Here is a 23,155-nt window from a genome sequence, read left to right as displayed (position 1 = left end):
CCTTCTCTTTTTAAACTTGTGCTGCAATTAGATTTTCAATTTCCGCAACCGTTGGCATCGCCTCAGATGAACTGTGTTTGCTAACCACAATCGATGCCGAAGCACTTCCGAATTTCAGCGCCGTCTCAATTGTCTCACCTTTTAAGAGCGCATACAAGAACGCCGAAGCATAAGAATCACCAGCCCCAAAAGTTTTTTAAAACCTTCGTCATATACGCTTTACCGCGGAAAACTTCGCCTGATTTCGTATACGCATACGAACCTTCCACACCGTGCTTAATAACAATCAAATCCGGCGTGTGCGCGAACAAAGCCGCCACCGTTTCATCATTCTTGCCCCCAACCTGATTTTCCAACATATCAAACTCATCACGCGTACCAATAACGAGATTCGCCTGTTCCGCCACTAACCGATAATAAACCGCCGTCTCCTCCGTCGATTTCCACGTATACGGCCGATAATCCAATTCAAAAACAATCGTCACATCATGCTTATGCGCGAGCTGCACCGCTTTTAAAATCGCTTCCCGTGAAGGGCTTTGTGCGAGCGCAGTCCCAGAAATTACCAACGTTTTCGTCTCTTTCAAATAAGCTTCGTTAATCTCATCTGGTTGTAAATAAAGATCCGCCACCTGATCACGATACATCAAAATACTGCATTCCTCAGGACTTTTAATTTCCGTAAAAGCAAGACCAGTTTTGTGGCCTTCCGTATCTACAATCATTTCCGACGTGTCCACGCCCACATTTTTCATATAGTTCGTAATAAAACGGCCATGCTGATCATCTGGAATTTTGCCGATAAAACCAACATGTAAGCCCAGTTTCGACATCCCAATCGCGATATTCGCAGGAGATCCGCCGACATATTTTGAAAACGTCATCGTGTCTTCCATCGGGCGATTATATTCCACTGCATTCAAGTCAATGCACGCGCGTCCAACAGCAATCACATCATATTTCTTCGTTTCATTAAAGGCATACTTCATTTTCTCTCGCTCCTCATTTTCGATTTAAAATCCACTCGTGTGCCGGATCATTATGAAAATTCCAAGTCCGCACTGGCCCAGCCATCACATTCAAATAATAAGACGTATAGCCATCAGGCACGCCAACCGGATGATAGCCTGCTGGAACAAGCACGACATCCCGATTTTCCACCGTCATCGTCTCATCAATCGACCGATCGTCCGTATAGACCCGCTGAAAAACAAAACCTTGCTCCGGATTCATCTCATGATAATACGATTCTTCCAAATACGATTCCGCCGGCAAATTCTCCTGATCATGCTTATGCGGCGGATAACTCGACCAATTACCACCTTCCGTATACACTTCCACAACCAACAAACTGTTCGCCGTATCTACAGAATCAGGCAAAATATTATGCACCATCCGCTGATTACTATATTTCCCGCGCTGTTCCGTCGAATTGTCCTCCGCAGAAATCAGTACAGTTGGCAACTTATTATCAGAAGGCGCATAGCACAACGCCACACGCACCCCATCCGACTCCGCTATCACACGAAAAGAAGTATCATTTGAAATATACACACTATCTGTCGGAATCTTTTCAAAAACACTAGCCCGACGCCCAATATTCATAAACGTCTGCGAAAAATCTGTTACCGTAATCCGTCCCGTAAGCGCCACGACACACACTTCCAACTTGCCTAGCACTTCCTCATAGACGTCTCCTTTTTTCAAATCCACCATTTTAAAGGCCACATATTTCAGCGGAGAATCCCCACCAATCGCTACTTCCTGCACGATTTTTTCCGTCACTTTTGGTTTTTGCAGTAGTTTTCCCATTCCAGTTACATCTCCTTCTTACTCAAAATTCGGTTTTGGATAGCGCGCTGTGACGACTTTTTTACGCGTATAGAAATCCACGCTGTCCTTGCCATTCGCGTGAAGCGTCCCGTAGAACGAAGACTTCCACCCAGAAAACGGGAAAAATGCCATCGGAGCAGGCACACCAAGATTCACACCAAGCATTCCCGCATCAATATTCTCACGGAAATATCGAATAGCCGACGCATTTGTGGAAAATAGACACGCCCCATTCGCAAATTCCGACTGATTCGCAATTTCAACCCCTTCTTTCAAGTTTTTCACACGAATCACCGACAATACTGGCGCAAAAATCTCCTCTTTCCAAATCGTCATATCCGTTGTCACACCATCAAAAATCGTCGGCCCCACAAAATAACCATCATCCAGCGCATCACTACGTCCATCGTACACCAAATTGGCGCCTTCTGCGATTCCTTTGTCGATATAAGCAAGCGTTCGCTCCTTGTTCTCCGCCCGAATCACCGGTCCTAAAAAGACGCCATCATCCAAGCCGTTTCCAATCTTAATCTGACTCGCACGCTCTTTTAATTTCGCGATAAATTCATCCGCAATCGCCTCTTCCACCGTCACAACCGCACAAGCCATACACCGCTCACCAGCAGAACCAAAGGCCGCCGCAATAATATTCGTTAGCGCATCATCCAGATTCGCATCCGCAAGCACAATCGTATGATTTTTCGCTCCCGTCAAAGCTTGTACCCGCTTCAAATTCTCGCTGCCTTTTTTGAAAACATATTCGCCGACCGGTTTAGAACCAACAAACGAAACCGCTTTAATTTCCGGATGCTCTAAAATGCCGTTCACCACATCATGCGCACCATAAACGACATTGAAAACACCATCAGGCAATCCCGCTTCCGTAAACAACTCCACGATTTTCTCCGTCAAAAGTGGCGTCCGTTCCGAAGGCTTCAAAATAAACGTGTTTCCAAGCGCAATTGCCATTGGGAACATCCAACACGGCACCATCATCGGAAAATTAAACGGCGCAATCCCGCCAACAACACCAATCGGGTAACGATAATTCGTCGCCTCAACATCCGTTGCAATCGAAGCAAGCGAATCCCCCATCATCAAAGTCGGCGCTCCAGCCGCAAATTCCACATTCTCAATCCCGCGCTGCACCTCACCAAGTGCCTCCGTTAAGTTCTTTCCATTCTCAATCGTAATCAAACGCGCCAATTCCTCTTTATTTTTAAGTAACAATTGCTGATAATTAAATAAAATCCGCGCCCGTCTTGGCACCGCCACATCTCGCCATTTCTGAAAAGCTTTCGCCGCCACACCTGCCGCATAATCAAAATCCGCCCGCGTCGAAATCGGCACCTGCGCCACAACTTCCTTCGTTGCCGGATTATACACATCCTCATAAACTGTCGTCGCACTATCTACCCATTTTCCATCAATAAAGTTTCTCAACTTTCTTACCATCCTAGCTCCTCCTTCATATATAAACGCTTTCACTATTTCAAAAAAATATATAACCTAAAGATAACCGTCATTCAGTCACCTCTTGGTAACATCTTGATTACATTCTATCTCTCCAATGAGTAAATGTCAATCATAAAAACATCATCTTTTTCTAAAATCTACTCTAAAAACGCTCAAAAGGCACAAAAAAAAGCCCATCTAAGGCTCAAAATTGTTATATGTTGATTAACTTTTGGATATATGTTACGATTTAGGCAAGATATCGATGGATAGGAGAATGTTTTATGAAGGAGAAACGACTACAACTCGTGGAGGAATTCATTCAAGAAAAAGGCACCGCATCACTAGACGAATTATGCGACCACTTCCAAGTTTCCAAAAATACGATTCGTCGTGATATTACCAAAATTCTCGAAAAAGGCACCATTCAAAAAGTCTACGGCGGCGTACGAAGCGTAACAGACCGTCTTGTCCCTTTTGAGAACCGCGATCACGCCAACCAAGAAGAAAAACGCACAATTGGGCAGATTGCCGCAACTTTTATTGAAGAAGACGAAATTATTTTTATTGATTCAGGAACAACGACACGTAACATTATTGAATTTTTGCCGAAGCATATAAACTTGACGCTTTTGACAAATAGTTTGGATATTATTAATGGCGCGGCGCTGATGGATAACATTACATTGATTATTATTGGCAACAACTACAAGCGCAACACGAAGTCCTTTGTCGGCACAGACGACTCCAACACGATTGACAAATACAATGTAAACAAAGCCTTCATGGCAGCAACTGGTGTCTCGATTTCGCATGGCTTAACGAATTCTGACTTACTCGAGTACGAAATTAAGAAGCGCATCGTAGCAACCGCCGAAGACATCTTTCTGCTCGCCGATCACTCGAAGTATAATAAGTCAACCTTACTTACCTATTGTCCACTAAAAGACGTGTCCACCATCGTTACCGAACAACCGCTCAGCGATGAATACACCACATTTTGCACCGAAAACAACATCACGATTGCCGACCCAAATCTACTATAAAGGAGTTATTTTCATGCCCTTATTACGATTCGACATCATCAAAGGACGAACACCCGAAGAAGTAAAAAAACTCGTAGACACAGCGCACGAAGCCATGATTGAAGCCTTCGATGTCCCAGCAAGCGACCGCTACCAAGTCGTACACCAACACGAACCATACGAAATGATTATCGAAGACACCGGACTCGGATTTCCACGAACCAACCAATTCGTCCTACTTAACATTGTCAGCAAAAATCGAACCGCAGATCAAAAACAACGCTTGTATTCTCTTACGGCTGAACGTTTGGCCGCCAATTGTGGCATCGCACCTACAGATCTTATGATTTCAATTACGGAAAACACTGACGCTGATTGGAGTTTTGGATTAGGTGAAGCACAGTTTTTAAATGGGAAATTATAAAGTTTGAGGATGGCGTGAAATCACACCATCCCTTTTTTATTTTTTCATTTGTGCATAGATGTTTAGAATAATATCCTCAATTTTATTTTGCTCTGGATAAATATTGACCACCGCGTTGTTTTGCACAATTTCTTTTACTATTTTCCCAGTCATACCCTTCTCGCTAACGCTAACAACAAGCCGATTCCCCTCTTCCTCAATAATTTTTACATTTTCTGGTAAACGATATGTTGTCCCCGTCAGTAATTCCACAAAAATCTTTTCTTCTATATAAAATTCAGTAAACAACTTCTCCAATGTCCCATTAAAGAAAATTTCCCCTTTATTGATGATTAGTAGGCGGTTACACAATGATTTTATATCATCCAAATCATGCGTCGTAATAAATATTGTCGTACCTAACTCCTGATTAATCTCCTTCACAAATTTGTGAAATTCCCGCTTTATCTCAATATCAATCCCAATCGTCGGCTCATCCAGAAAAACTAGCTTTGGTTCATGAAGAAATGTAGCAACCAATTCACACCGAACTTTTTGTCCTAAACTCAATTGTCTAACAGGAACGTGAAGCAACTCCTCTAAATTTAATTTCTTTACCAAATTAGCAAGCGTTCGTATATAATCCTCTTCCGTCAAATTATATATATCTCGTAGCAAATCGTACGAATCCTTCACTGGTAAATCCCATGTTAATTGCGACCTTTGGCCAAACATGACCCCAATATCCCTCACATATTTCTTCCTATCTACCCATGGACTCTTCTCACCCACAATACATGTACCGCTATCAGGATATAAAATACCCGCCAGCAACTTAATCGTTGTACTTTTCCCAGCACCATTTGGCCCGATATAGCCAATAATATCGCCTTTCTTTACGTCAAAACTTAAATTTTTCACAGCATGAATGATCTTGTAATCCCTCTTTTTAAATAAATTAAGAAACGTATTGCCTTCACTTTTGTAAACTTTATAATCCTTGCTTAAATTCCTGACTGAAATAAAAGTCATCGCAAATCCCTCCTTATGCTAACTCCCACTTGAAATATATCGTCTCTCCACCCGATGAAATAGTAAAACAACAATGCCGAACAAAATAAAGCAAAACAACTGGAGACAAATATCCCGCTATGTACTGGATACCTGTAGTTTTGGAAAAAATCGTAGCTAGCGGATAGTAAGTTATCGCAGTGACCGGAAGAATATACGTGAACAAGTTTTGAATCCATTTTGGAAATATCGTCTTAGGATATTGCATTGTGGATACACTTCCTTGAATAAAAATACTCATAAATTCTGTATTCTGTAGAAATCGGAACGACATGATACCAATAAGTATATACAGCGACAAATATAATAATATGCCCCCAATTAACGTAAACATAAGCAAAAACACCGTTTGCCAGTCAAAAACATGAAGATTTAAATAAATCCCCACCGCCAAAACAAGCACCGATTGAAAAGCTCGTCCCAATCGAATAAACTGAAAGCTAAAAGCACTAATCTGCATAATCGTATTTCGTGGTCTGAGCAAATACCGATCATAATCCCCATTTCGTATCAAAGAAGCCATATTCGACTCAAATCCCCGCATCGTCACCTCCGCCATAGAAAACGAAAAATTGACAATCCCATACGTCAAAAACACTTCCCCCAATGTCCAGCCGTCAATCCCACCAAAACGATCTAGCAAAGACCAAACCGCAATAAATTCAAAAAAGATAACAATAAACTGGTTCACAAAACCAAGAATCGCGTTGGTTTGATATTCTAGCTGCGCCTTTATTTGTGTTTTGATAATTTTAAAATATAACTGCACACTGGACATCTAGCTAGCCTCCTTGAATCTCGATTTTCTTTATTCCAATTTTAAAAACAAGCTCATTCACAAAATAAAAAATAACAATCCAAGCAACTTGTAGCAACATAAATCCCAAACTTTGCAAATTCGTGTATTGCTGCGTAAAAATCATCGCTGGCGTATCAATAATACCTTTAAATGGCTGCAAGATAAGGATTTTTTGAAATATTTCTGGAAAGAAACCAAGTGGAATTATTGTCCCTGAAAGCACAAAAGCAACAGAATTAATAATCCCGAAGAAAATTAGACGCATCAATCGTGTACAGCGTGATAGAATACAGAAACACCGTAATCATACTGCTCAATATATACGCCAAAAATATACTACACAAAAAGAACAAAACATACTTCCCATCAGGTATTTTCAGCGCATACTCTTGAAAACCAAACATCGGAAAAACAATAAGATTAAACAACACAATCGGCACAACCCGAACAATGCTTGAACCAAATCGCCAAGCTAGCGTTTTTGAGAAAAACAACGGAAATAAATCAATCGGCTTCGCTAGCTCGTACACAATATTTCCCGAAGTAATCGCATTCATTTCATCCCAGTTCACATTCCAAGGAATAATCGAAAAAAAGATTTGCGTAATCCATATGTATGTTATCGTCGCACCGAGTGTCATTGGCGAATCAGTTGGATTTGACGCAATAAAAGCATACATAATAAAAAATTTTAAACAACGCAAAAATAATCTGCGTCACAAAACCAGAAAGCGCTGTCATTCTGTAACTTAAAATCACCTTTGTTCGCAGCAAAAAATACGATTTTACCACATTCAATGTCATTTGCACCCCATCCCTAGAAGCTCGCTTCATTCTCAGCAGATAGAAACACCCCTAAAATTAGAATCACTACTCCAACTTTAGGGGAATATCATTTTAACATAAAAAATGCTCTTACACTAAATTAAAACTTCGGATTATAAAACGCACGATTATCAAGTCCAAACACGCGCTCGGTAAATTCGCCCGGTTTCGTATGACGAAGCGCTTTATCCATCATATTCATCGTCGCATCCATCAAATCAATCTGATGCAAAATTTCCGCTTCACGCACAAGCGGTGGTTTCGGGCTCCCCCATTCACCTTTCCCATGATGGCTCAAAAGCACGTGTTTTAGTATCACCACTTCTTCCCCATCAATTCCAAGCTCATCCGCCATCTTGCTCACTTCTTCCACTACAATCGAAATATGCCCAATCAAGTTGCCCTCCAATGTATATGTAGTCGAAATCGGGCCTGATAGCTCAATCACTTTTCCAAGGTCATGTAAAATAACACCCGCGTACAACAAATCACGATTCACGGTTGGATATAAATCTGCAATCGCCTTCGCAAGTCGCAACATCGACACAACATGGAAACTAAGCCCTGAAACAAACTCATGATGGTGGCGCACAGCCGCTGGATAATCGAAAAATGCATCCTGATATTTCTTCAAAAGAGAACGCGTAATCCGTTGTAAATTCGCATTTTGCATCTCGAAAATATATTGTGTAATCTCTTCGCTCATCTCATTCTTATCAATCGGCGCAGTCTCCATAAATTGACCGATACTCACACCATCAATTCCCGTTGACTGTCTAATTTGACGAATTTTCAATTGCTTTCTACCACGATAATTCTGTACTTCGCCAACAATATTGACGATATTTTGGCTTGCATAACTTTCCTCATCGCTATCCGAAATATCCCATAATTTCGCTTCCAATTCACCCGATTTATCCTGCAATACCAACGATAAGAACGGTTTGCCGTTACTCGCAATCCCTCTCGTGCTAGACTTAATTAGCAGAAACAAATCCAGTCCTTCACCAACTTCATAATCCAACAACTTCTTGTCCATCTTCGTATCGCCTACTTTCTCTGATCCAATATTGGCTTTCAAACTTCTCCTTTAGTATAGCATGTGTTGCGCTTCCTTGGAAAAATATTTACTAAGTTGCTTATGACACGTAAAAAATAACACCTGATTTTCATGTCTAATTTCCTGCAACAATAACATAATTTCCTCCAATCGCTCCTCATCAAAATTCACAAAACTATCATCAATAATAATCGGCAAACGCTGCGTCCCGTGCAACATCTGAATCATCGCAAACCGAATCGCCAAATACAATTGTTCCTTCGTCGCCTGACTCAACTCTTCTGGGAAAAACCGCAAACCATCTCGCCTTTCCACCTGCAGCCGATTCTCCGCAAACCGCACCTGCACATAGTTCTTCTTCGATAACATCTGAAAGAAATGCGTCGCGCGCGCCAACACTTTCGGCAACTTCTCTTCCTGCAACTTGCGCATAATCGTGCCCACCATCTCTTTAGCAAGCTTCACACGCATCCATTCCTTCGCCATATCCTGAAAAACTTCGCGTTCCAAATAATAATGTTGCATCCGGTCCGAGAAGCTTTGACCCTCCTCCAACGTCTCGCGTGCCAGCTCTTTCTCCGCAATCGTCTTGCGATACCCATCTAACTCCGCATCTAGCGCCCGCAACCGATTCCTTTTCTCCAACACGCCAGCACTAATATCCGCCTCTTGCGACACATCACGAAGCGCCTCCAGATGCCCATCCGACAACTGCGCCCGAAGCAACACAACCCGCTCCTGCCAAGCTCGCTGCTCTTCTACTTGCATCCCTTTCTTTCGAAAAGACTCCGTATCCGCAGCATTCGCGACTTCCAACAAATCCGCCCGTTCCTTCACAAGAACAGCCTTCTCCCGTTCCAAAATCGCCACTTGATTCCGCAACTGTTCCTCTTTCTCCTGCGACTTCGCAAATTCCGCCACAAAATTCTTTCGCGCCCGCTGCTTCATTTTAAGCGTTGCAATCTGTTCATCCTCCGCAAGCAATTCCATACCTAACCGCTCCACCAAGTCATCCAATCGCGTGCTCCAATCCGTCATCTTATGACGCAAAACTTGCACATCCCGCCAGACCTTCTGCTTGCTCTCCAGCACTTGCTGAATTTCACGCCAAGCAAACAACGCACTCTCCAAACGCTCACTCGGAAAATCCTGCGGCAAAACAAATAACTCGCGATACGTTTGCCATTCCGTCTCAAGTCCCGCATGATTTTGACGTAATCGTATCCGATTTTGCTCCAAAGTCTCCACTTGAAACGCCAAATCATCCATTTTGTCATAGTTCTTCTTAAGCGCAGCACGTGCCTGTTTCTGTTCAAGGAAAGCCGCAACCTCCAGCGGATCAGTCGAACTCTGCATCCCCTTCGAACGAACAAAGCCAACCCAAGCAAGAATCGCACCAATCAATAACAATCCCGCTAATCCATACAAAATCACATTTTGCATAAAACCAGCAACAATAAGCACCAGCACAAAGGCCACTGTTCCCATCAACGCCACCACTGGAATCGGCGCTTTCACTCCCGTATTCCGTCCTTCCACCTGCCTTTGCACCTGCTGATATTTCGCCGAAGGCCACAAATCCCGCTCCAAATCCTCACACTGTTCTTGATACTGCGCCAATTCACGTTTCTTCCAAGCAAGATCCTGCTCCTCACTCGCCAACTGCTGCGCTTGTTCCTTTGCCTCCTGCTGTAATTTCGCTAACCCCTGATCCACAGAAGCATCCAATCGCATCGCCAAAATCGTCTCATCCTCAGGAATCACCTTCACAGCATCGAGCATTGCAAACTGTTTAGCCTCCTTGTCTTCTAAATAAAGCATCTCTTTATCAAGCACTGCCAATCGCTCCTGCCATTCCTGGAAAAGCGGCCAAGTCTCAAGCAATGCGTCTACACTCTCAGCATCCGTGTCACTCCAAAATTCACTCGCTCTTTGTTGCTCCATCAATTGCATTAAGCGTTCCTGCCACTGTATCAGTTGCGCATCTAGTTCCTTCTCGCGAGCCTCTAAATGTTCCAAACGCGCAATCCCATTCGCTGGAAACGCCAAACTTCCAAGCTGCTCTATCTGTCCCTGCAAAAAGCGCCATTCCTCATACACCGGCCAAACTTTAAGCAAAGTCTCTCCGAATTCCACCGCCAACTGCAATTCCTGCCGTTGCGCCAGATTATCTGTCACACCTTGCTTTGCCTTCTCCAAATCCTCCACAATTCGCAAATATTGCTGGTTATGCTGCTTCCCGTCTTGATACGTCGCAAATGCCTGCTTCACCACTTGCAACTGCTTATTCAATTGTGGATTCTTCCCACTCGGCTTAAACAATTCATCCAAGCGTTTCTGCAACCGCTCTTCCGCTCGAATCAACACATCCGAACCAATCGTCCCCGTCGCTAACAAATATCGTTCAAAATCCACTTCCTTCAAATTCTGCACATTTTGCAACCCATGAATATCAAAAGAAAAAATCGACTGAAAACGCGCTCGATCCATTCCACCCAGCAATTCTTCCAAATCACTCTCTGCGCCAGTCGAACCATCCTCAAAATAAACCGTCACATCTCCCGTTGCCTTTCCACGAAGACGTTCCACAACCACTTTCCCACGCACATCATCTTGCAACTCTAGCTTGCCGCCATACGCTCCTTTATTCTTCGGCTCCATCCTCGGCAAGCTCTGCTGCTTCGTCGGAAACCCAAATAAAATACTATGAATAAATGCCATAATCGTGGATTTCCCAGCCTCGTTTTGCCCAAAAATCAATTGAAAATCATGCAAATCCGTTATTTTCTTGTTTTCCCATCTACCATATCCGATAATTTCTAATCCACTAATTCTCATTTGAGGTCTCCTCTAAACTGCTCCAGCATATTTTCCAGTAACTCCGCCGACTCCTCAACTAGCGCCTCACGTTCCGCCTCTTCCAAATCCTCCAAAAAGCGATTCGCCGCACCATTTGCCACCAAACTCTCCGTTGCTTGGTAAAACACCTCTTCTTGCTTCAGCAACCCCTTCGCAAGCTCCCACTCGTTCTCCAAACCAGAAGAAGCCAACCAATCCATATTCTGCAAAGGCGCCTCATAAGAAACTCGTGTCACCCAAACAAAATTCGCCTCATCCATCCACGTCTCTTGCAACATGTCCAGCCATTCACCACTATCAATCCGCTGCTTCACATCAAGACTTAAGGCACATGCGCCACTAAATGCAAACCAAGCAACACGGACTTATCCATACGCGCCGCTTCCTTCACAGCATGCAAAGACAACTGAAACAACTTCGAAAAATCCAAGTCCTCACTGATTTCAAGTATCACTTCTTCCCAAATAATTGGCGCTGTCTCGACAAACGTCAATTCCGCTCCAGTCTCCCGTAATGTCACAAGCGTCAGACCCTTATCACCAGTCTCCTTACGATGCCTTCCTTGAATATTTCCCGGGAAATAAATCATGGGCTCCTCTGTCAACACTTGTCGTAAATGAATATGTCCCAAAGCCCAATAATCCATCTGCTTCATATCGCTAACCTTAAACGGCGCATACACATCTTGCATCGCATTCCCCGTCATCTCTGAACCATGTAACAAGCCAATATGAAAATCTGCATCCCCTTGACGCTTATACTGCTGATACATCGCTTCCCGAATATGCCGTTCCCCGTAACTAAATCCATACAGATTCACGCGAACGCCCGACTGACTCACAAACGTATACATTTCAAGCATCGTATCAAAAACCGTCACATTCTCAGGCAACTGCAATCGATCCCGATACTTCGCCACATAATCATGATTTCCATGAATCATATAAACCGGAATTCCAGCCTGATTCAAACGCTCCATCTCTTTATAAAATCGCGCCTGAGCCTTAATACTTTGGTCTTCCTCATCATATATATCTCCAGCAATAAGCACAAAATCAACAGCCTCACGAATCGCCACATCTATTCCCCGCGCCAAAGAAACAAATGTACTGTTCTTCAACTTCTCAAACACCGAATCCGGCAAATGACGCAACCCTAAAAACGGGCTATCCAAATGCAAATCAGCCATATGTACAAACCGAACCTCTCTCATCACGTATAGCCCTCCTTAAATTACGAATATACGTTCTATTATACCTCGAAAGCCCCTGCAACACAACGATTTCCCTTTCAAAAAGAACAAATTTTCAAAAAAACCTCCAATTATGTAGCAAAACATGCTATTCTAAACATAACAGCAAAAATTAGGAGGTCATACTCATGGGCAATTGGCACCGCAGCTTCGGTGTTTACGGCGTTGCAGAAGACAACGGCAAATTACTAATGATTCAACGCAAAACCGAACCATACCAACAAAAATGGGACTTACCCGGAGGAAAACTATTAGATGACGAAACACTCATGGATTGCCTCAAGCGCAATATCGCAGAAATCGGTGGCAAACCAGACATCACGGCCAACCTTGGCGTCTACGATTTTCTTGTCGGCTATCCTTTTTTAGATAAACGCATTTTGCAACATATCACGGCACTTTTCTACATGCACGTTGACTTCGCGGCAGAAAAAGCCGTGCCACTCATTTTCCAAACCGAACCAGATACGAAACGCGATTTCCAGTGGGTTCCTAAGCACCTTCTTACTGAAAAGAATGCAACACCAGCGGCTCTAAAAGCAATCGAGATTTTAGCAAAAGAAAAGCGCTAGACAAAGTAGGGAATTCCCTCTTCATCTAGCGCTTTTTCCTGATTAGTCTTCTTTAATATCGTAAAGCTCTTGTAGCGGTGTCATGATAATGCGATTCAAATCATTGATAATAACGCTCATCGCTTGCTCTTTGTCCATTAAATTAACAATCGCTTTATTGCTTTGTACTTCTTCTGCAACTTCTTGCGCCAAATCAATTGTTTCTTGGTCGATTTCTTGGCCAGTCATTTGCTTTTCTTGGATTGTTACTTGCACATTACGGAAACGATCAAATTTCGTTTTTGCTTCTGGATCAGCATTTACATCCGCGTATGCTTGTTTTAAATTCGTGAATTGTTCTGTGTCACGAATCCCTCTTTCTAAATCGTTTGCAATGTCATAAATATTCACAGTCATTTATTGTTCCTCCAAATGTACGAAATTTTCTTCCACCCTCACTATATCAAATTTTGAGAACGAGGGCAAAGGTTAAAACAAAATAGCGATAACTCCTTGCAATATCCCGATAAAACCACCTAAAAAACCACCAAGATACGTAATCATTTTCAATTCCTTGCCCGAAATATCCAGCACAATCTGCTCCACTTCCTCTAATGAAAACGCCTCAATCTGATGCTGCACCATCTTGCCAATTTCTAGCCGCTTCATAATATCCGCGCTATGTTCCTTCGCAAAATTCAATACAGCATCCACCAAAAACGGCACAACTTTGGTCAAAATATCTTTCTCATACTGGCGTATCCAGTCCTGAATCGGTGTATCCATCCATTTCTCCAGTTGCACAGTCCGAACCACTTCTGCCACAACCTGTTCCGTGAACTTCGCTTGTTTTTCAGGTGGCACCACATCTACTAACGACCGCTCCGAAAACTGTTGCCACTCCGAAATAACCAATCCTGTCAAAACCGCCTCCGTCTCAGGCTTTCCGATGAACTTCACGACTTCCTTTTGCATCCGCATCACAAACGTATCATTGTTTAAAAATAAACCAACCATACCGCCGACCTTGCCATGTTCCGCCAAAATCCGCTCAATCATCAATTTGATTTGCAATTTTCCAGCATCACTTGCTGTAAAAAAAGCAATTTTCTGCAATGTTTGGTTCGCCATTGCGGGAATTTTACGAGCCAATTCTTGATTCACGACTTCTGGCAAGACCATTTTCACTGGCTGCCCATTCCGCTTTGCAAAAAATTGTTCAAGCTGGCCTTGCAAAACCGTTGCGAATTTCTCATGAACTTGATCACCAAAATCCTTCATGTCCCATTTTGTCAAAAGCTCGTTTGGCGTTGTTTCAATCGCTAATTTCTCACGAACCATGTCGTTCGCCGTGTCAATTAACTCGTCGCGTAAGGTTTCCTCAGACAACTTCGCCTGCACCGCTTCATTCGTCAGCAAATGCTTCGCAACCACTTCTCCAATTTTCTCAGCCAGTTCTTCGCGGCGCTTCGGAATCACACCTGGTGTAAACGGCACGCGCCATTTGCCAATATATTTCGCTTTAAACGGGCGAAAAAGCATCCGAATCGCAATAAAATTCGTCGCTGCACCGATAAAAGCACCTACAATTACCATAAATAAAATCGTCATCCAGCCTGCCAAAAAAGGTCACCTTCTATATTTCATATTGTGCTATTCATCATACGGCATTTCTCCGCATTACACAATGCTTCTAGCCGAATTTCAGCCTAAAGTATGAACCTTATTTAGCATCTAAATTCGTCATCGCTAAAGGATCAATCCATGCCTCAAATTGCTCTGCCGTCACAAACCCCGAACGAATCGCCGCTTCTTTCAACGACAAATCTTCCGCAAATGCCGTCTTCGCAATTTTAGCCGCTTTCTCATAGCCAATATGCGGGTTCAGCGCAGTTACTAACATCAGCGAACGATCCACCAGCTCTTGCATCGCATCCTCATTCGCTTCCAAGCCTTCCAAACAATGTATCCGGAACGACCGCATCCCATCCGCAAGCAAACGCACCGACTGTAAGAAATTATAAATAATCACAGGCTTATACACATTCAATTCAAAATTTCCTTGGCTCGCCGCCACATTTATCGTCGTATCATTGCCCATCACTTGCGCCGCAACCATCGTTAACGCCTCACATTGCGTCGGATTCACCTTTCCAGGCATAATCGAACTTCCCGGCTCATTTGCAGGAATCGTCAATTCACCAATCCCACTTCTTGGCCCACTTGCCAAAAATCGCACATCATTCGCTATTTTCATCAAATCAGCAGCCAGAGAACGCAGTGCCCCGTGCACAAAATTAAGTTCCCCATGGCTTGTCAACGCATAAAACTTGTTCTCCGCCGAACGAAACGCATATCCCGTATCTGTCTCTAGGTGCTTCGCTACCCGCTCGCCAAAGTCCGCCGTCGCATTCAACCCCGTACCTACCGCGGTTCCACCAATCGCCAGTTCCAACAAATTATCACTACTGTCCAAAATAAATTTCTCCGCGTGCCGAATCATACTTTCCCAACCGCTAATTTCCTGCCCTAACGTCAAAGGTGTGGCATCCTGCAAGTGCGTCCGGCCAATTTTCACCATCCGCCAATATTTCTCCTTCTTCTCCACAAGTACCCGTCGCATCTCCACCAATTCCGGCATCAAGTCTTCTACAATAACCTCATACGCCGCAATATGCATCGCTGTCGGAAACGTATCATTCGAACTTTGCGACATATTCACATCATCATTCGGATGCACATTCGCGTCCGCCACAAACGCAACGACCTCATTCACGTTCATATTCGACTGCGTCCCGCTCCCCGTTTGCCAAACCACAAGCGGAAAATGCGCGTCCAGTTCTCCCGTCACAATACGGTCACACACAGCCGCAATCGCCTCTGCCTTATCCTGCGCAAGCTTTCCTAAATCAGCATTGCTCCGTGCCGTCGCCTTTTTCAATCTAGCAAACGCTTTAATAATTTCCCGTGGCATTTTCTCCTCACCAATTTTGAAATTCTGTCTACTCCGCTCTGTTTGTGCACCCCAGAATTTGTCCCCAGGAACTGCAATCTCACCAATCGTATCTCGTTCCATTCTCTCCATCATTACTCCCCCTTCAACTATGTATTCACTTATATAAGATTACCAGCAAAAAAGGCTCGAAGCAACAATCTGCCTCAAGCCTTTCTAATTCTTACCTGCCAAACGAATCCAATAAATTATTAAACCCATCTGCAATCTGACCGCCAACTTCTTTCACTTTGTCAGCACCCTTTTTGATTGTCTCACCAGCGCCTTTCGCTGAGTCTTTCAATGAGCCCCAGAAATCGCCAGCTTGTTCAATCGCGTTGTCTTCTTGTTTCTTCTCTTCGGTCTTAGCAGATGCGCTCTTTGTTCCGAAATCTACTGGTTTTTGATATTTCAATCCGCTCTTCATCACGTAATGCGCAAGTGAAGCGACACCATCAGAACTCGTTGTTTTTAAATAATGTTTCTCATCTGTTTTATCAAAACCAATCCAGACAGAACCGACTAAGTCTGGTGTATAACCAACAAACCATTGATCTTTTGTGCCATCCGTCGTAAAAGGTACTTGCGTAGAACCAGTCTTACCAGCCATTTCGTAGCCAGAAACACCAGCGTTCGCGCCTGTACCACCACTATTAATAACATCAATTAGCATCGATGTCATATCTGTAGACACTTTTTTCGAGATGATTTGCTTTGTTGATGCTTCATTTTCGTAGACTACCTTACCTGTTGGATCTACGATTTTGCGGATGATATGTGATTCAGGTTTCTTGCCATCATTTGCAAATGTGGCGTAAGCAGTAGCCATGTCTAACGGAGAAACACCTTCATGTAAGCCACCTAGTGTTAAGCCTAGATACTCATCTTCTTTTGTCAGTTGGATACCAAAACGCTTAACGGAATCCACACCTTTTTGTAAACCAATTTGGTCGAGTAACCAAACAGCTGGTGCATTAATTGATTTCGCTACAGCCGTGTACATTGGAACTTCTCCACGATACACGCCACCAACATTTGTCGGTGTATATTTGTCGTATGTTTTCTTCTCGTCTTTTAGCATGTCGTCCACTTTCCAGCCTGCTTCTAGTGCTGGAACATAGGTCGCTAACGGTTTCATCGTTGAACCTGGTTGTGCTTTCATTTGAGTTGCACGGTTAAAACCTCGGAAAACGTGTTTGCCGCGACCGCCAACTAGTGCGCGAACGCCGCCTGATGCTGGGTCCATCAAGACCGCACCACCTTGAACGAGCGTTCCATCTGCGGCATTAGATGGGAATAAGCTATCATTTTCAAATGTACTTTCTAATGCTGCTTGATAATTCTGATCGAGTTCCGTATAAATTTGGTACCCTTGTTTCATGATGTCATCTTGCGTCAAATCAGTCTCTTGCAACGCTTCATTGATAACTGCATCTGTATACCAAGGATAATGATAATTATCTGGATCATCGGATTTATCCGTTAATACCATTTTTGATGCTTGATATTCTTTTAATTGGTCCTTCGTTATTTTGCCGTTTGTGTACATCGCACCCAGTACGATATTGCGTCTATTTATTGCTTTCTCGGCATGGGAATAAGGATCGTAGGCAGATGGTGCTTGCAAAAGCCCCGCGATGGTTGCTGCCTGCGGGATACTCAGCTCTGAGGCACTCTTCCCGAAATATTTCTTCGACGCATTCTCAACACCCCACTCGTTATTTCCGAAATAAGAGGTGTTTAAATACATCTCTAAAATCTCATCTTTCGAGTACGTTCGCTCAATTTCTCGCGCCATAAACAACTCTTTAGCCTTTCGCGTAAAAGTCTGATCTTGGGTCAGCAGTGCATTCTTTGCTACCTGCTGTGTGATTGTACTACCTCCACCCGTGATGCCGCCAGTCGTAGCAAGTCCCCATACAGAGCGGGCAATACCTTTCACGTCAAAACCACCATGTTCGTAAAAACGTTTATCTTCAACTGAAATGACAGCATTTTGCAGATTAGGGGACATGTCTTTGATGCTTACAAATGTAGCACCCGAAGAAGAAAGCTCACCCGCTTTATCATTATCCTTATCATAAATAACTGTCTTTGTTTCAATTCCCTTTTTTAAAGCATCGATGTCAGCTGATTTCGCCACAATGACTAAATATACAATGAAGAAAAGTATAAAAACCAAGCCGGCAAGTATAATTATTTTACCGATATGCTTATTTTTCCAAAAACGGCGGAACTTATTCCAACCGACCCCCAGCCACTTCATAATAAACAGAAGGAAGCTTTTTAAATAGGTTAAGATTGTATTGTTCTTCTTGTCCACGCATATCTCCTAACTTTCTACAATAATTTTGTCAGTAATACACTGTTGTATACACACATTTTACGGTAAAAGTCTTATTTCCGCCACCAACTTTAGACCGATTTTATTTTTCCTGATATTATTATACACAATTTTGTAACATTATTTACGGCTTTTTAATTTAATTTTTTAAAATGAGGTTTTTGTATAGAGAGAAGGGGTATTTACCTAGTGTTAACGGGAAAGGCCAAATGAATAAATCGTATATACATCGCCGTTTCTACACAAGGGCGTTATTACCTGCTTTTTTTAGACAGATAAAAATAACGCGTATGGGGTGTGCATTTTTTTCAGTCTAACGAAGCAAGAAAGGAGTAGGAGCATGAAGAAAAGACTTATTTACTTTTTATCGCAGAAACATATTCGCAGTTCTATGGCTGAAGCTTGGGCGAAGAAGTTAGCCATTAAAGATGCTCAGTTTATCAGCGGCTCTTGGTGTCACAAAGAAATCTCACCATTGGTTGCCGATGCGCTTCACGAGTATGCGATGGAACCACCTGCAACAATCTCCGTAACCCCTAGCCAACAGCTATTAAACGAGGCCGATTTAATTGTAACCATTTATGATTCTGCCTCCGAACTTGCCCCTAGATTCCCTGCAGAATTAACAGATAAAATCATGTATTGGGACATTAAAGACCCTGAACAAAGTACCGAGGAATTGGTAAAATGGGCGCATTATCAGGAAGTTTGTGATAATATAGCTACATCGGTCAAAGGTTTAGAGAAAGTATTGCTATAGCTTACGTATCTCACTAGCGAACGTGTTTTTTATGCGTCTTGCTAGCGAGATTTTTATTATAAAAGAGGTGAAAACAACATGGAGAACTATGATGACTTACGAAGAGGCGAACGCGGCGCTTGGCTTAGCATTATCACTTATATTTTTTTAGCAGTTTTAAAAATTGTCATTGGAACACTCGGAAACTCGGATGCTTTGCAAGCGGATGGCTTAAATAATACGACAGATATTGTTGCATCGGTGGCTCTGCTGATTGGGCTCAAAATTTCGCGGATTCCACCGGATGAAGATCATCTTTATGGACATCGCCGAACAGAAACAATAAGTTCACTAATCGCTTCTTTTATCATGTTTCTCGTTGGGATTGAGGTTGTGTGGCAAGCCATTATCGCATTTTGGAATCAAGAATTTGCTACGCCATCAATGCTTACCGCTGGCGTCGCTCTTTTTTCTGGAACTGTGATGTACATTGTTTACTTAATTAACAATAGCCTCGCAAAAAAAGTAGACAGTCAAGCGGTGAAGGCAGCGGCTTACGATAATCGTTCAGATGCTTATGTTAGTTTTGGTACATTTATTGGGATCACTGGTGCTGTTGTTGGGCTGGCTTGGCTAGATAATGTCACTGCGCTACTCGTTGGTTTGCTTATTATTTACACCGCTTGGAAAATTTTTTATGACGCTGCGCATACATTAACAGACGGTTTTGATATCGGTAAAATTCAAGCGATTCACACGATAATCGCCAATGTCCCACAGGTGCATCAAGTATTGGATATCAAGGCACGAATGAATGGTAATCGCATTTGGATTGACGCTACCATTTCAGTAAAAGCAGACCTGAATGTTGCCGAAAGTCATGCCATCACAGAAAAAATTGAAACAGCCATTCGTGCCACCTATCCCAACGCCTATACGCTCGTCCATATTGAACCATATTTTGAAGATAAACAATAATTTCCAAATCACCTTTATACCTTGTCTTATTCCTCCATTTGAATTATAATTTAGATTAAGTATATTCAAACATTTGTTGGGAGGGAAAAACATAGTGGGGCAGACAAACTAATCATCTCATTTGTACACAATTATATAACGCAACCGTTGCTCTCGTGTTACCTTACCAAGTGGCTAACCTCTTGAAAGCTCACACAAAAGCAACATAACTTTAAACCTAAATAGGAGGTGTTCGCCATTTCTGAGGCTGTATCAGAAGTGGCCAATCATTGATATTAACCACTAAATTTTTAATTATTGCTTTACTTATTGCAATTTCCGCTTTTTTCGTAGCAACCGAATTTGCTATCGTGAAAATGCGTCCGAGCCGTCTGGATCAGCTGATTACAGAGGGTAATAAACGTGCCAATCTAGCCAAACACATTTACAACCATCTAAATGCATATCTTTCTGCCTGTCAGTTAGGTATCACGATTAGTTCACTGGGACTTGGTTGGTTAGGGGAATCCACAGTCGAAGCCGCACTTCATCCGCTTTTTGCATTTTTTGATTTGCCCAGCTCGATTACATCGGTACTTTCCTTTACCATTGCGTTTATTTTAATTACATTTTTACACGTTGTTGTTGGTGAGCTTGTGCCTAAAACACTTGCCATCGACAAAACAGAAGCTGTCGCGTTATCTGTTGCCCGCCCGCTTCACATTTTCTATAAAGTTATGTTTCCATTCATTTGGTTACTAAACGAATCCGCCGTTGTTATTGCGAAACTTTTCGGGCTAGAACCGGCGTCTGACCATGAAATTGCACATACCGAAGAAGAATTGCGTATCATTGTTGGCGAAAGTTTTAAAAGCGGTGAAATTAATCAATCTGAATTTAGCTATGTAAACAAGATATTCGATTTTGACGAGCGGATGGCTAAAGAAGTTATGATTCCACGTACTGAGATTGTCACAGTAGATACAGGCGGCACAATTGCAGATCTTTCTGATATCATGAAAAACGAGCGCTACACGCGTTATCCCGTTATCGAAGGCGACAAAGATCATATCATCGGCGTGCTGAACTTGAAAGAAATTCTCTCTGCCTATGTAGAGAACGGTTCTGACCCACAATTTAGTATCGACCCTTACGTAAAACCGATTATTCGTGTCATTGAGACCATTCCGATTAAAGAATTGCTAATTCGGATGCAGCGCGAACGTTCGCATATCGCTATTTTGCTTGACGAATATGGTGGTACTTCGGGGCTTGTAACCGTTGAGGACATCGTGGAAGAAATCGTTGGTGATATTCGCGACGAATTCGATGCCGACGAAATCCCAGAAATCCGCAAAATCAAAGACGGCCACTTCATCATTGATGCAAAAGTCTTAATCGACCAAGTGAACAATATGCTCGGCACTGACATCGAAGAGGAAGAAGTCGACACAATTGGCGGCTGGTTCCTAACACATAACTACGAAGTCGAAGTTGGTGACGAAATCGAGAACAACGGCTACGTCTTCCGCGTCAAAGAAGCAGAGCCACATCACATTTCTTATATTGAAGTTTTCAAGAAAGTGAAGAAGAAAGAAACAGTTGAAGAATAGATTCAAGGCCGCCGTGCATATACGCGCGGCTTTTTTGTGCGCTAAACATGAATAAAATCCTTATACTTCATTTCCAACCCGATTTTTGCAAAATCGGCTTTTACTAGCCTATCTTTCTAATTCCGTACTAGTAGAGTACCATTTTCAAAAATCTTTTGTTTTTTTCATTGTTCATAAATTATACATAAAGTCTTGATTTTTAAAGAATATATACATATAACCCCATAATTAGGAAGGCGAATATACTACTAGTGACCTAAAAATCTATTTATATATTTCTCATTACTTACCCATACAAAAGCACGAATTACGATTCAGGTGTATACTGTTGCCATTCAAAAAAATTACTACTATTTTCGAATGGAGGAGAACGGGATGAAAAGAGGTATTTTCTTAAAGCTAAGTCTTATAGTTACATTGACTCTCTCACCTCTGCCGAGTGCCATTGATGATTGGCTCCATTTCGAGTCGAAATCAACAGCTCATGCTGCATCTACGCTTACCGCAGTTTCACCAAAGCCTCCAATGAGTGTTGTAAATATTATTAACGGAAGCTTCGAAAATCCAACTGTAGTGGGACCTTGGCAAGCATTTCTTACTTCGCAAATTCCTGGTTGGAAGACAACTTCAACAGATAATCAAATAGAATTTCAAACAAGTTTAATCACCCCACCCGCCGATGGGAAGCAGTATATCGAGCTGAATGGCTATCAAGTAGCAGCCGTATATCAAGATATTACAACGACGCCTGGGACAACGATTAGATGGCAAGCTTCGCACAGAGGTCGATACGGTGTAGATACAGCGGCAGTAAAGTTTGGTGCACCCAATGGGACTTTGACGCAACAAGCAACGATGACAACAGGAAATAACGCTTGGCAAACATATTCTGGAAGATATATTGTGCCAGCTGGACAGACATCGACACGTTTTATATTTCAATCTATCTCATCCTCAGATGGCAGTCCATCAGCAGGAAACTTACTAGATAACGTGATTCTAACATCGCAATCCTTTTTAACCGTAGCAGCAACTGGTCCAGCCACAGTTAAACAAAATAAGACAGGCATTTACCAATTTCAAGTCAAAAATGAAGGCGGAATGGAGTCTCAAGCTTCGACTTTGCAAATCCCAATTCCCGAAGGCATGACAATGACTGGGACAGTGACGATAAATGGCTCGCAAGTCATTGGAAATTATGATAGTGCGTCACGCATTTTAAGTATACCGCTAGACAATATTGCCAAGGATGCCACAAAAACAGTCAACGTAACTCTCGGTGGGCAAACAATAACGGACAACTTGTCTATCCAAGCAACTGTGACACATCAAGACAAAGGCTACACAGATACAACATACACAAACTATTCTAACGAA

Annotated in this window: 21 protein-coding genes and 1 pseudogene; 7 read left to right on the top strand and 15 right to left on the bottom strand. The window is 42.7% G+C overall.

Translation table 11 applies throughout. From position 1 onward, the window contains the following. Nucleotides 1–10: 10 nt before the first annotated feature. The 3 genes and pseudogenes from iolC to iolA all read right to left on the bottom strand — a co-directional run bounded on the left by iolC (nt 11) and on the right by iolA (nt 3,288). A pseudogene (gene iolC / locus PRIP_RS15095) lies at nt 11–989 on the bottom strand (5-dehydro-2-deoxygluconokinase). A gap of 13 nt (nt 990–1,002) precedes the next feature. After that, entirely contained in the window at nt 1,003–1,812 is an 810-nt protein-coding gene (gene iolB / locus PRIP_RS15090) for a 5-deoxy-glucuronate isomerase (RefSeq protein WP_036102239.1), read from the bottom strand. Between the two features lie 18 nt (nt 1,813–1,830). Beyond that, nucleotides 1,831–3,288, bottom strand: coding sequence for a methylmalonate-semialdehyde dehydrogenase (gene iolA / locus PRIP_RS15085; protein ID WP_036102237.1), 1,458 nt, complete (start codon nt 3,286–3,288; stop codon nt 1,831–1,833). Between the two features lie 284 nt (nt 3,289–3,572). Here iolA and PRIP_RS15080 point away from each other — a divergent pair, with 284 nt between their 5' ends. Beyond that, on the top strand, nt 3,573–4,334 hold the full coding sequence (locus PRIP_RS15080; protein WP_036102235.1) for a DeoR/GlpR family DNA-binding transcription regulator: 762 nt from the start codon (nt 3,573–3,575) through the stop codon (nt 4,332–4,334). 13 nt (nt 4,335–4,347) lie between these two features. Next, the gene (locus PRIP_RS15075) at nt 4,348–4,737 is read left to right on the top strand and encodes a tautomerase family protein (RefSeq protein WP_036102233.1); all 390 of its coding nucleotides are present in this window, start codon (nt 4,348–4,350) and stop codon (nt 4,735–4,737) included. A 36-nt stretch (nt 4,738–4,773) separates the two neighbouring features. Here the strand turns inward: PRIP_RS15075 and PRIP_RS15070 are convergent, their stop codons facing one another. The 8 genes from PRIP_RS15070 to PRIP_RS15040 all read right to left on the bottom strand — a co-directional run bounded on the left by PRIP_RS15070 (nt 4,774) and on the right by PRIP_RS15040 (nt 12,543). Then, entirely contained in the window at nt 4,774–5,748 is a 975-nt protein-coding gene (locus tag PRIP_RS15070) for an ABC transporter ATP-binding protein (RefSeq protein ID WP_036102231.1), read from the bottom strand. 13 nt (nt 5,749–5,761) lie between these two features. After that, entirely contained in the window at nt 5,762–6,565 is an 804-nt protein-coding gene (locus tag PRIP_RS15065; protein ID WP_052008983.1) for an ABC transporter permease, read from the bottom strand. 4 nt (nt 6,566–6,569) lie between these two features. Next, complete coding sequence (locus PRIP_RS15060; RefSeq protein ID WP_052008982.1) at nt 6,570–6,851, bottom strand: ABC-2 family transporter protein; 282 nt, start codon at nt 6,849–6,851, stop codon at nt 6,570–6,572. Beyond that, nucleotides 6,823–7,266, bottom strand: a complete 444-nt coding sequence (locus PRIP_RS15055) for a hypothetical protein (protein WP_036102230.1) — start codon at nt 7,264–7,266, stop codon at nt 6,823–6,825. Before PRIP_RS15055 ends, PRIP_RS15060 begins: the two co-directional genes overlap by 29 nt. 245 nt (nt 7,267–7,511) lie before the next feature. Next, nucleotides 7,512–8,450, bottom strand: a complete 939-nt coding sequence (gene yhaM / locus PRIP_RS15050) for a 3'-5' exoribonuclease YhaM (protein ID WP_036083197.1) — start codon at nt 8,448–8,450, stop codon at nt 7,512–7,514. A 51-nt stretch (nt 8,451–8,501) separates the two neighbouring features. Beyond that, a complete protein-coding gene (locus tag PRIP_RS15045) occupies nt 8,502–11,309 on the bottom strand; it encodes an ATP-binding protein (protein WP_036102229.1) in 2,808 nt (935 codons plus the stop codon). Beyond that, nucleotides 11,306–11,644, bottom strand: coding sequence for a hypothetical protein (locus tag PRIP_RS16515; RefSeq protein WP_149023854.1), 339 nt, complete (start codon nt 11,642–11,644; stop codon nt 11,306–11,308). The genes PRIP_RS15045 and PRIP_RS16515 overlap by 4 nt, the downstream gene beginning before the upstream one ends. Before the next feature lie 8 nt (nt 11,645–11,652). Then, the gene (locus PRIP_RS15040; RefSeq protein ID WP_052008980.1) at nt 11,653–12,543 is read right to left on the bottom strand and encodes a metallophosphoesterase family protein; all 891 of its coding nucleotides are present in this window, start codon (nt 12,541–12,543) and stop codon (nt 11,653–11,655) included. A gap of 167 nt (nt 12,544–12,710) precedes the next feature. On the opposite strand from PRIP_RS15040, the gene PRIP_RS15035 reads away from it, so the two are divergent. After that, on the top strand, nt 12,711–13,154 hold the full coding sequence (locus PRIP_RS15035; protein ID WP_052008979.1) for an NUDIX domain-containing protein: 444 nt from the start codon (nt 12,711–12,713) through the stop codon (nt 13,152–13,154). A 42-nt stretch (nt 13,155–13,196) separates the two neighbouring features. Here the strand turns inward: PRIP_RS15035 and PRIP_RS15030 are convergent, their stop codons facing one another. The 4 genes from PRIP_RS15030 to PRIP_RS15015 all read right to left on the bottom strand — a co-directional run bounded on the left by PRIP_RS15030 (nt 13,197) and on the right by PRIP_RS15015 (nt 18,448). Beyond that, nucleotides 13,197–13,550 carry a YlbF/YmcA family competence regulator gene (locus tag PRIP_RS15030; protein WP_036102228.1) on the bottom strand — a complete coding sequence of 118 codons (354 nt, stop codon included), beginning with the start codon at nt 13,548–13,550 and terminating at the stop codon, nt 13,197–13,199. Nucleotides 13,551–13,622: 72 nt separating this feature from the next. Then, the gene (locus PRIP_RS15025) at nt 13,623–14,756 is read right to left on the bottom strand and encodes a DUF445 domain-containing protein (RefSeq protein ID WP_052008978.1); all 1,134 of its coding nucleotides are present in this window, start codon (nt 14,754–14,756) and stop codon (nt 13,623–13,625) included. Nucleotides 14,757–14,856: 100 nt separating this feature from the next. Continuing rightward, the gene (fumC, locus tag PRIP_RS15020; RefSeq protein WP_036102227.1) at nt 14,857–16,218 is read right to left on the bottom strand and encodes a class II fumarate hydratase; all 1,362 of its coding nucleotides are present in this window, start codon (nt 16,216–16,218) and stop codon (nt 14,857–14,859) included. A gap of 91 nt (nt 16,219–16,309) precedes the next feature. After that, nucleotides 16,310–18,448, bottom strand: a complete 2,139-nt coding sequence (locus tag PRIP_RS15015) for a transglycosylase domain-containing protein (RefSeq protein ID WP_036102226.1) — start codon at nt 18,446–18,448, stop codon at nt 16,310–16,312. 361 nt (nt 18,449–18,809) lie between these two features. Between PRIP_RS15015 and PRIP_RS15010 the strand changes: the two genes are divergently transcribed. The 4 genes from PRIP_RS15010 to PRIP_RS16510 form a co-directional block, all read left to right on the top strand. Next, nucleotides 18,810–19,229 (top strand): arsenate-mycothiol transferase ArsC, encoded by a 420-nt coding sequence (locus tag PRIP_RS15010; RefSeq protein ID WP_036102224.1) that lies wholly within the window; start codon nt 18,810–18,812, stop codon nt 19,227–19,229. Between the two features lie 78 nt (nt 19,230–19,307). Next, nucleotides 19,308–20,186: a cation diffusion facilitator family transporter gene (locus PRIP_RS15005; RefSeq protein ID WP_036102223.1), complete on the top strand. Its 879-nt coding sequence runs from the start codon at nt 19,308–19,310 to the stop codon at nt 20,184–20,186. Nucleotides 20,187–20,455: 269 nt separating this feature from the next. Beyond that, nucleotides 20,456–21,778, top strand: coding sequence for a hemolysin family protein (locus tag PRIP_RS15000; RefSeq protein WP_036102222.1), 1,323 nt, complete (start codon nt 20,456–20,458; stop codon nt 21,776–21,778). A gap of 375 nt (nt 21,779–22,153) precedes the next feature. Then, the coding region (locus tag PRIP_RS16510) for a carbohydrate binding domain-containing protein (RefSeq protein WP_479494825.1) at nt 22,154–23,155 on the top strand (1,002 nt) is incomplete at its 3' end.

Origin of the sequence: Paenilisteria riparia FSL S10-1204, assembly GCF_000525995.1 — a bacterium.
In the GTDB taxonomy this organism is placed as follows: Bacteria; Bacillota; Bacilli; order Lactobacillales; family Listeriaceae; genus Listeria_A; species Listeria_A riparia.
Note: the sequence above shows the minus strand (reverse complement) of the source record. Positions and strands in the feature narration are given on the sequence as shown.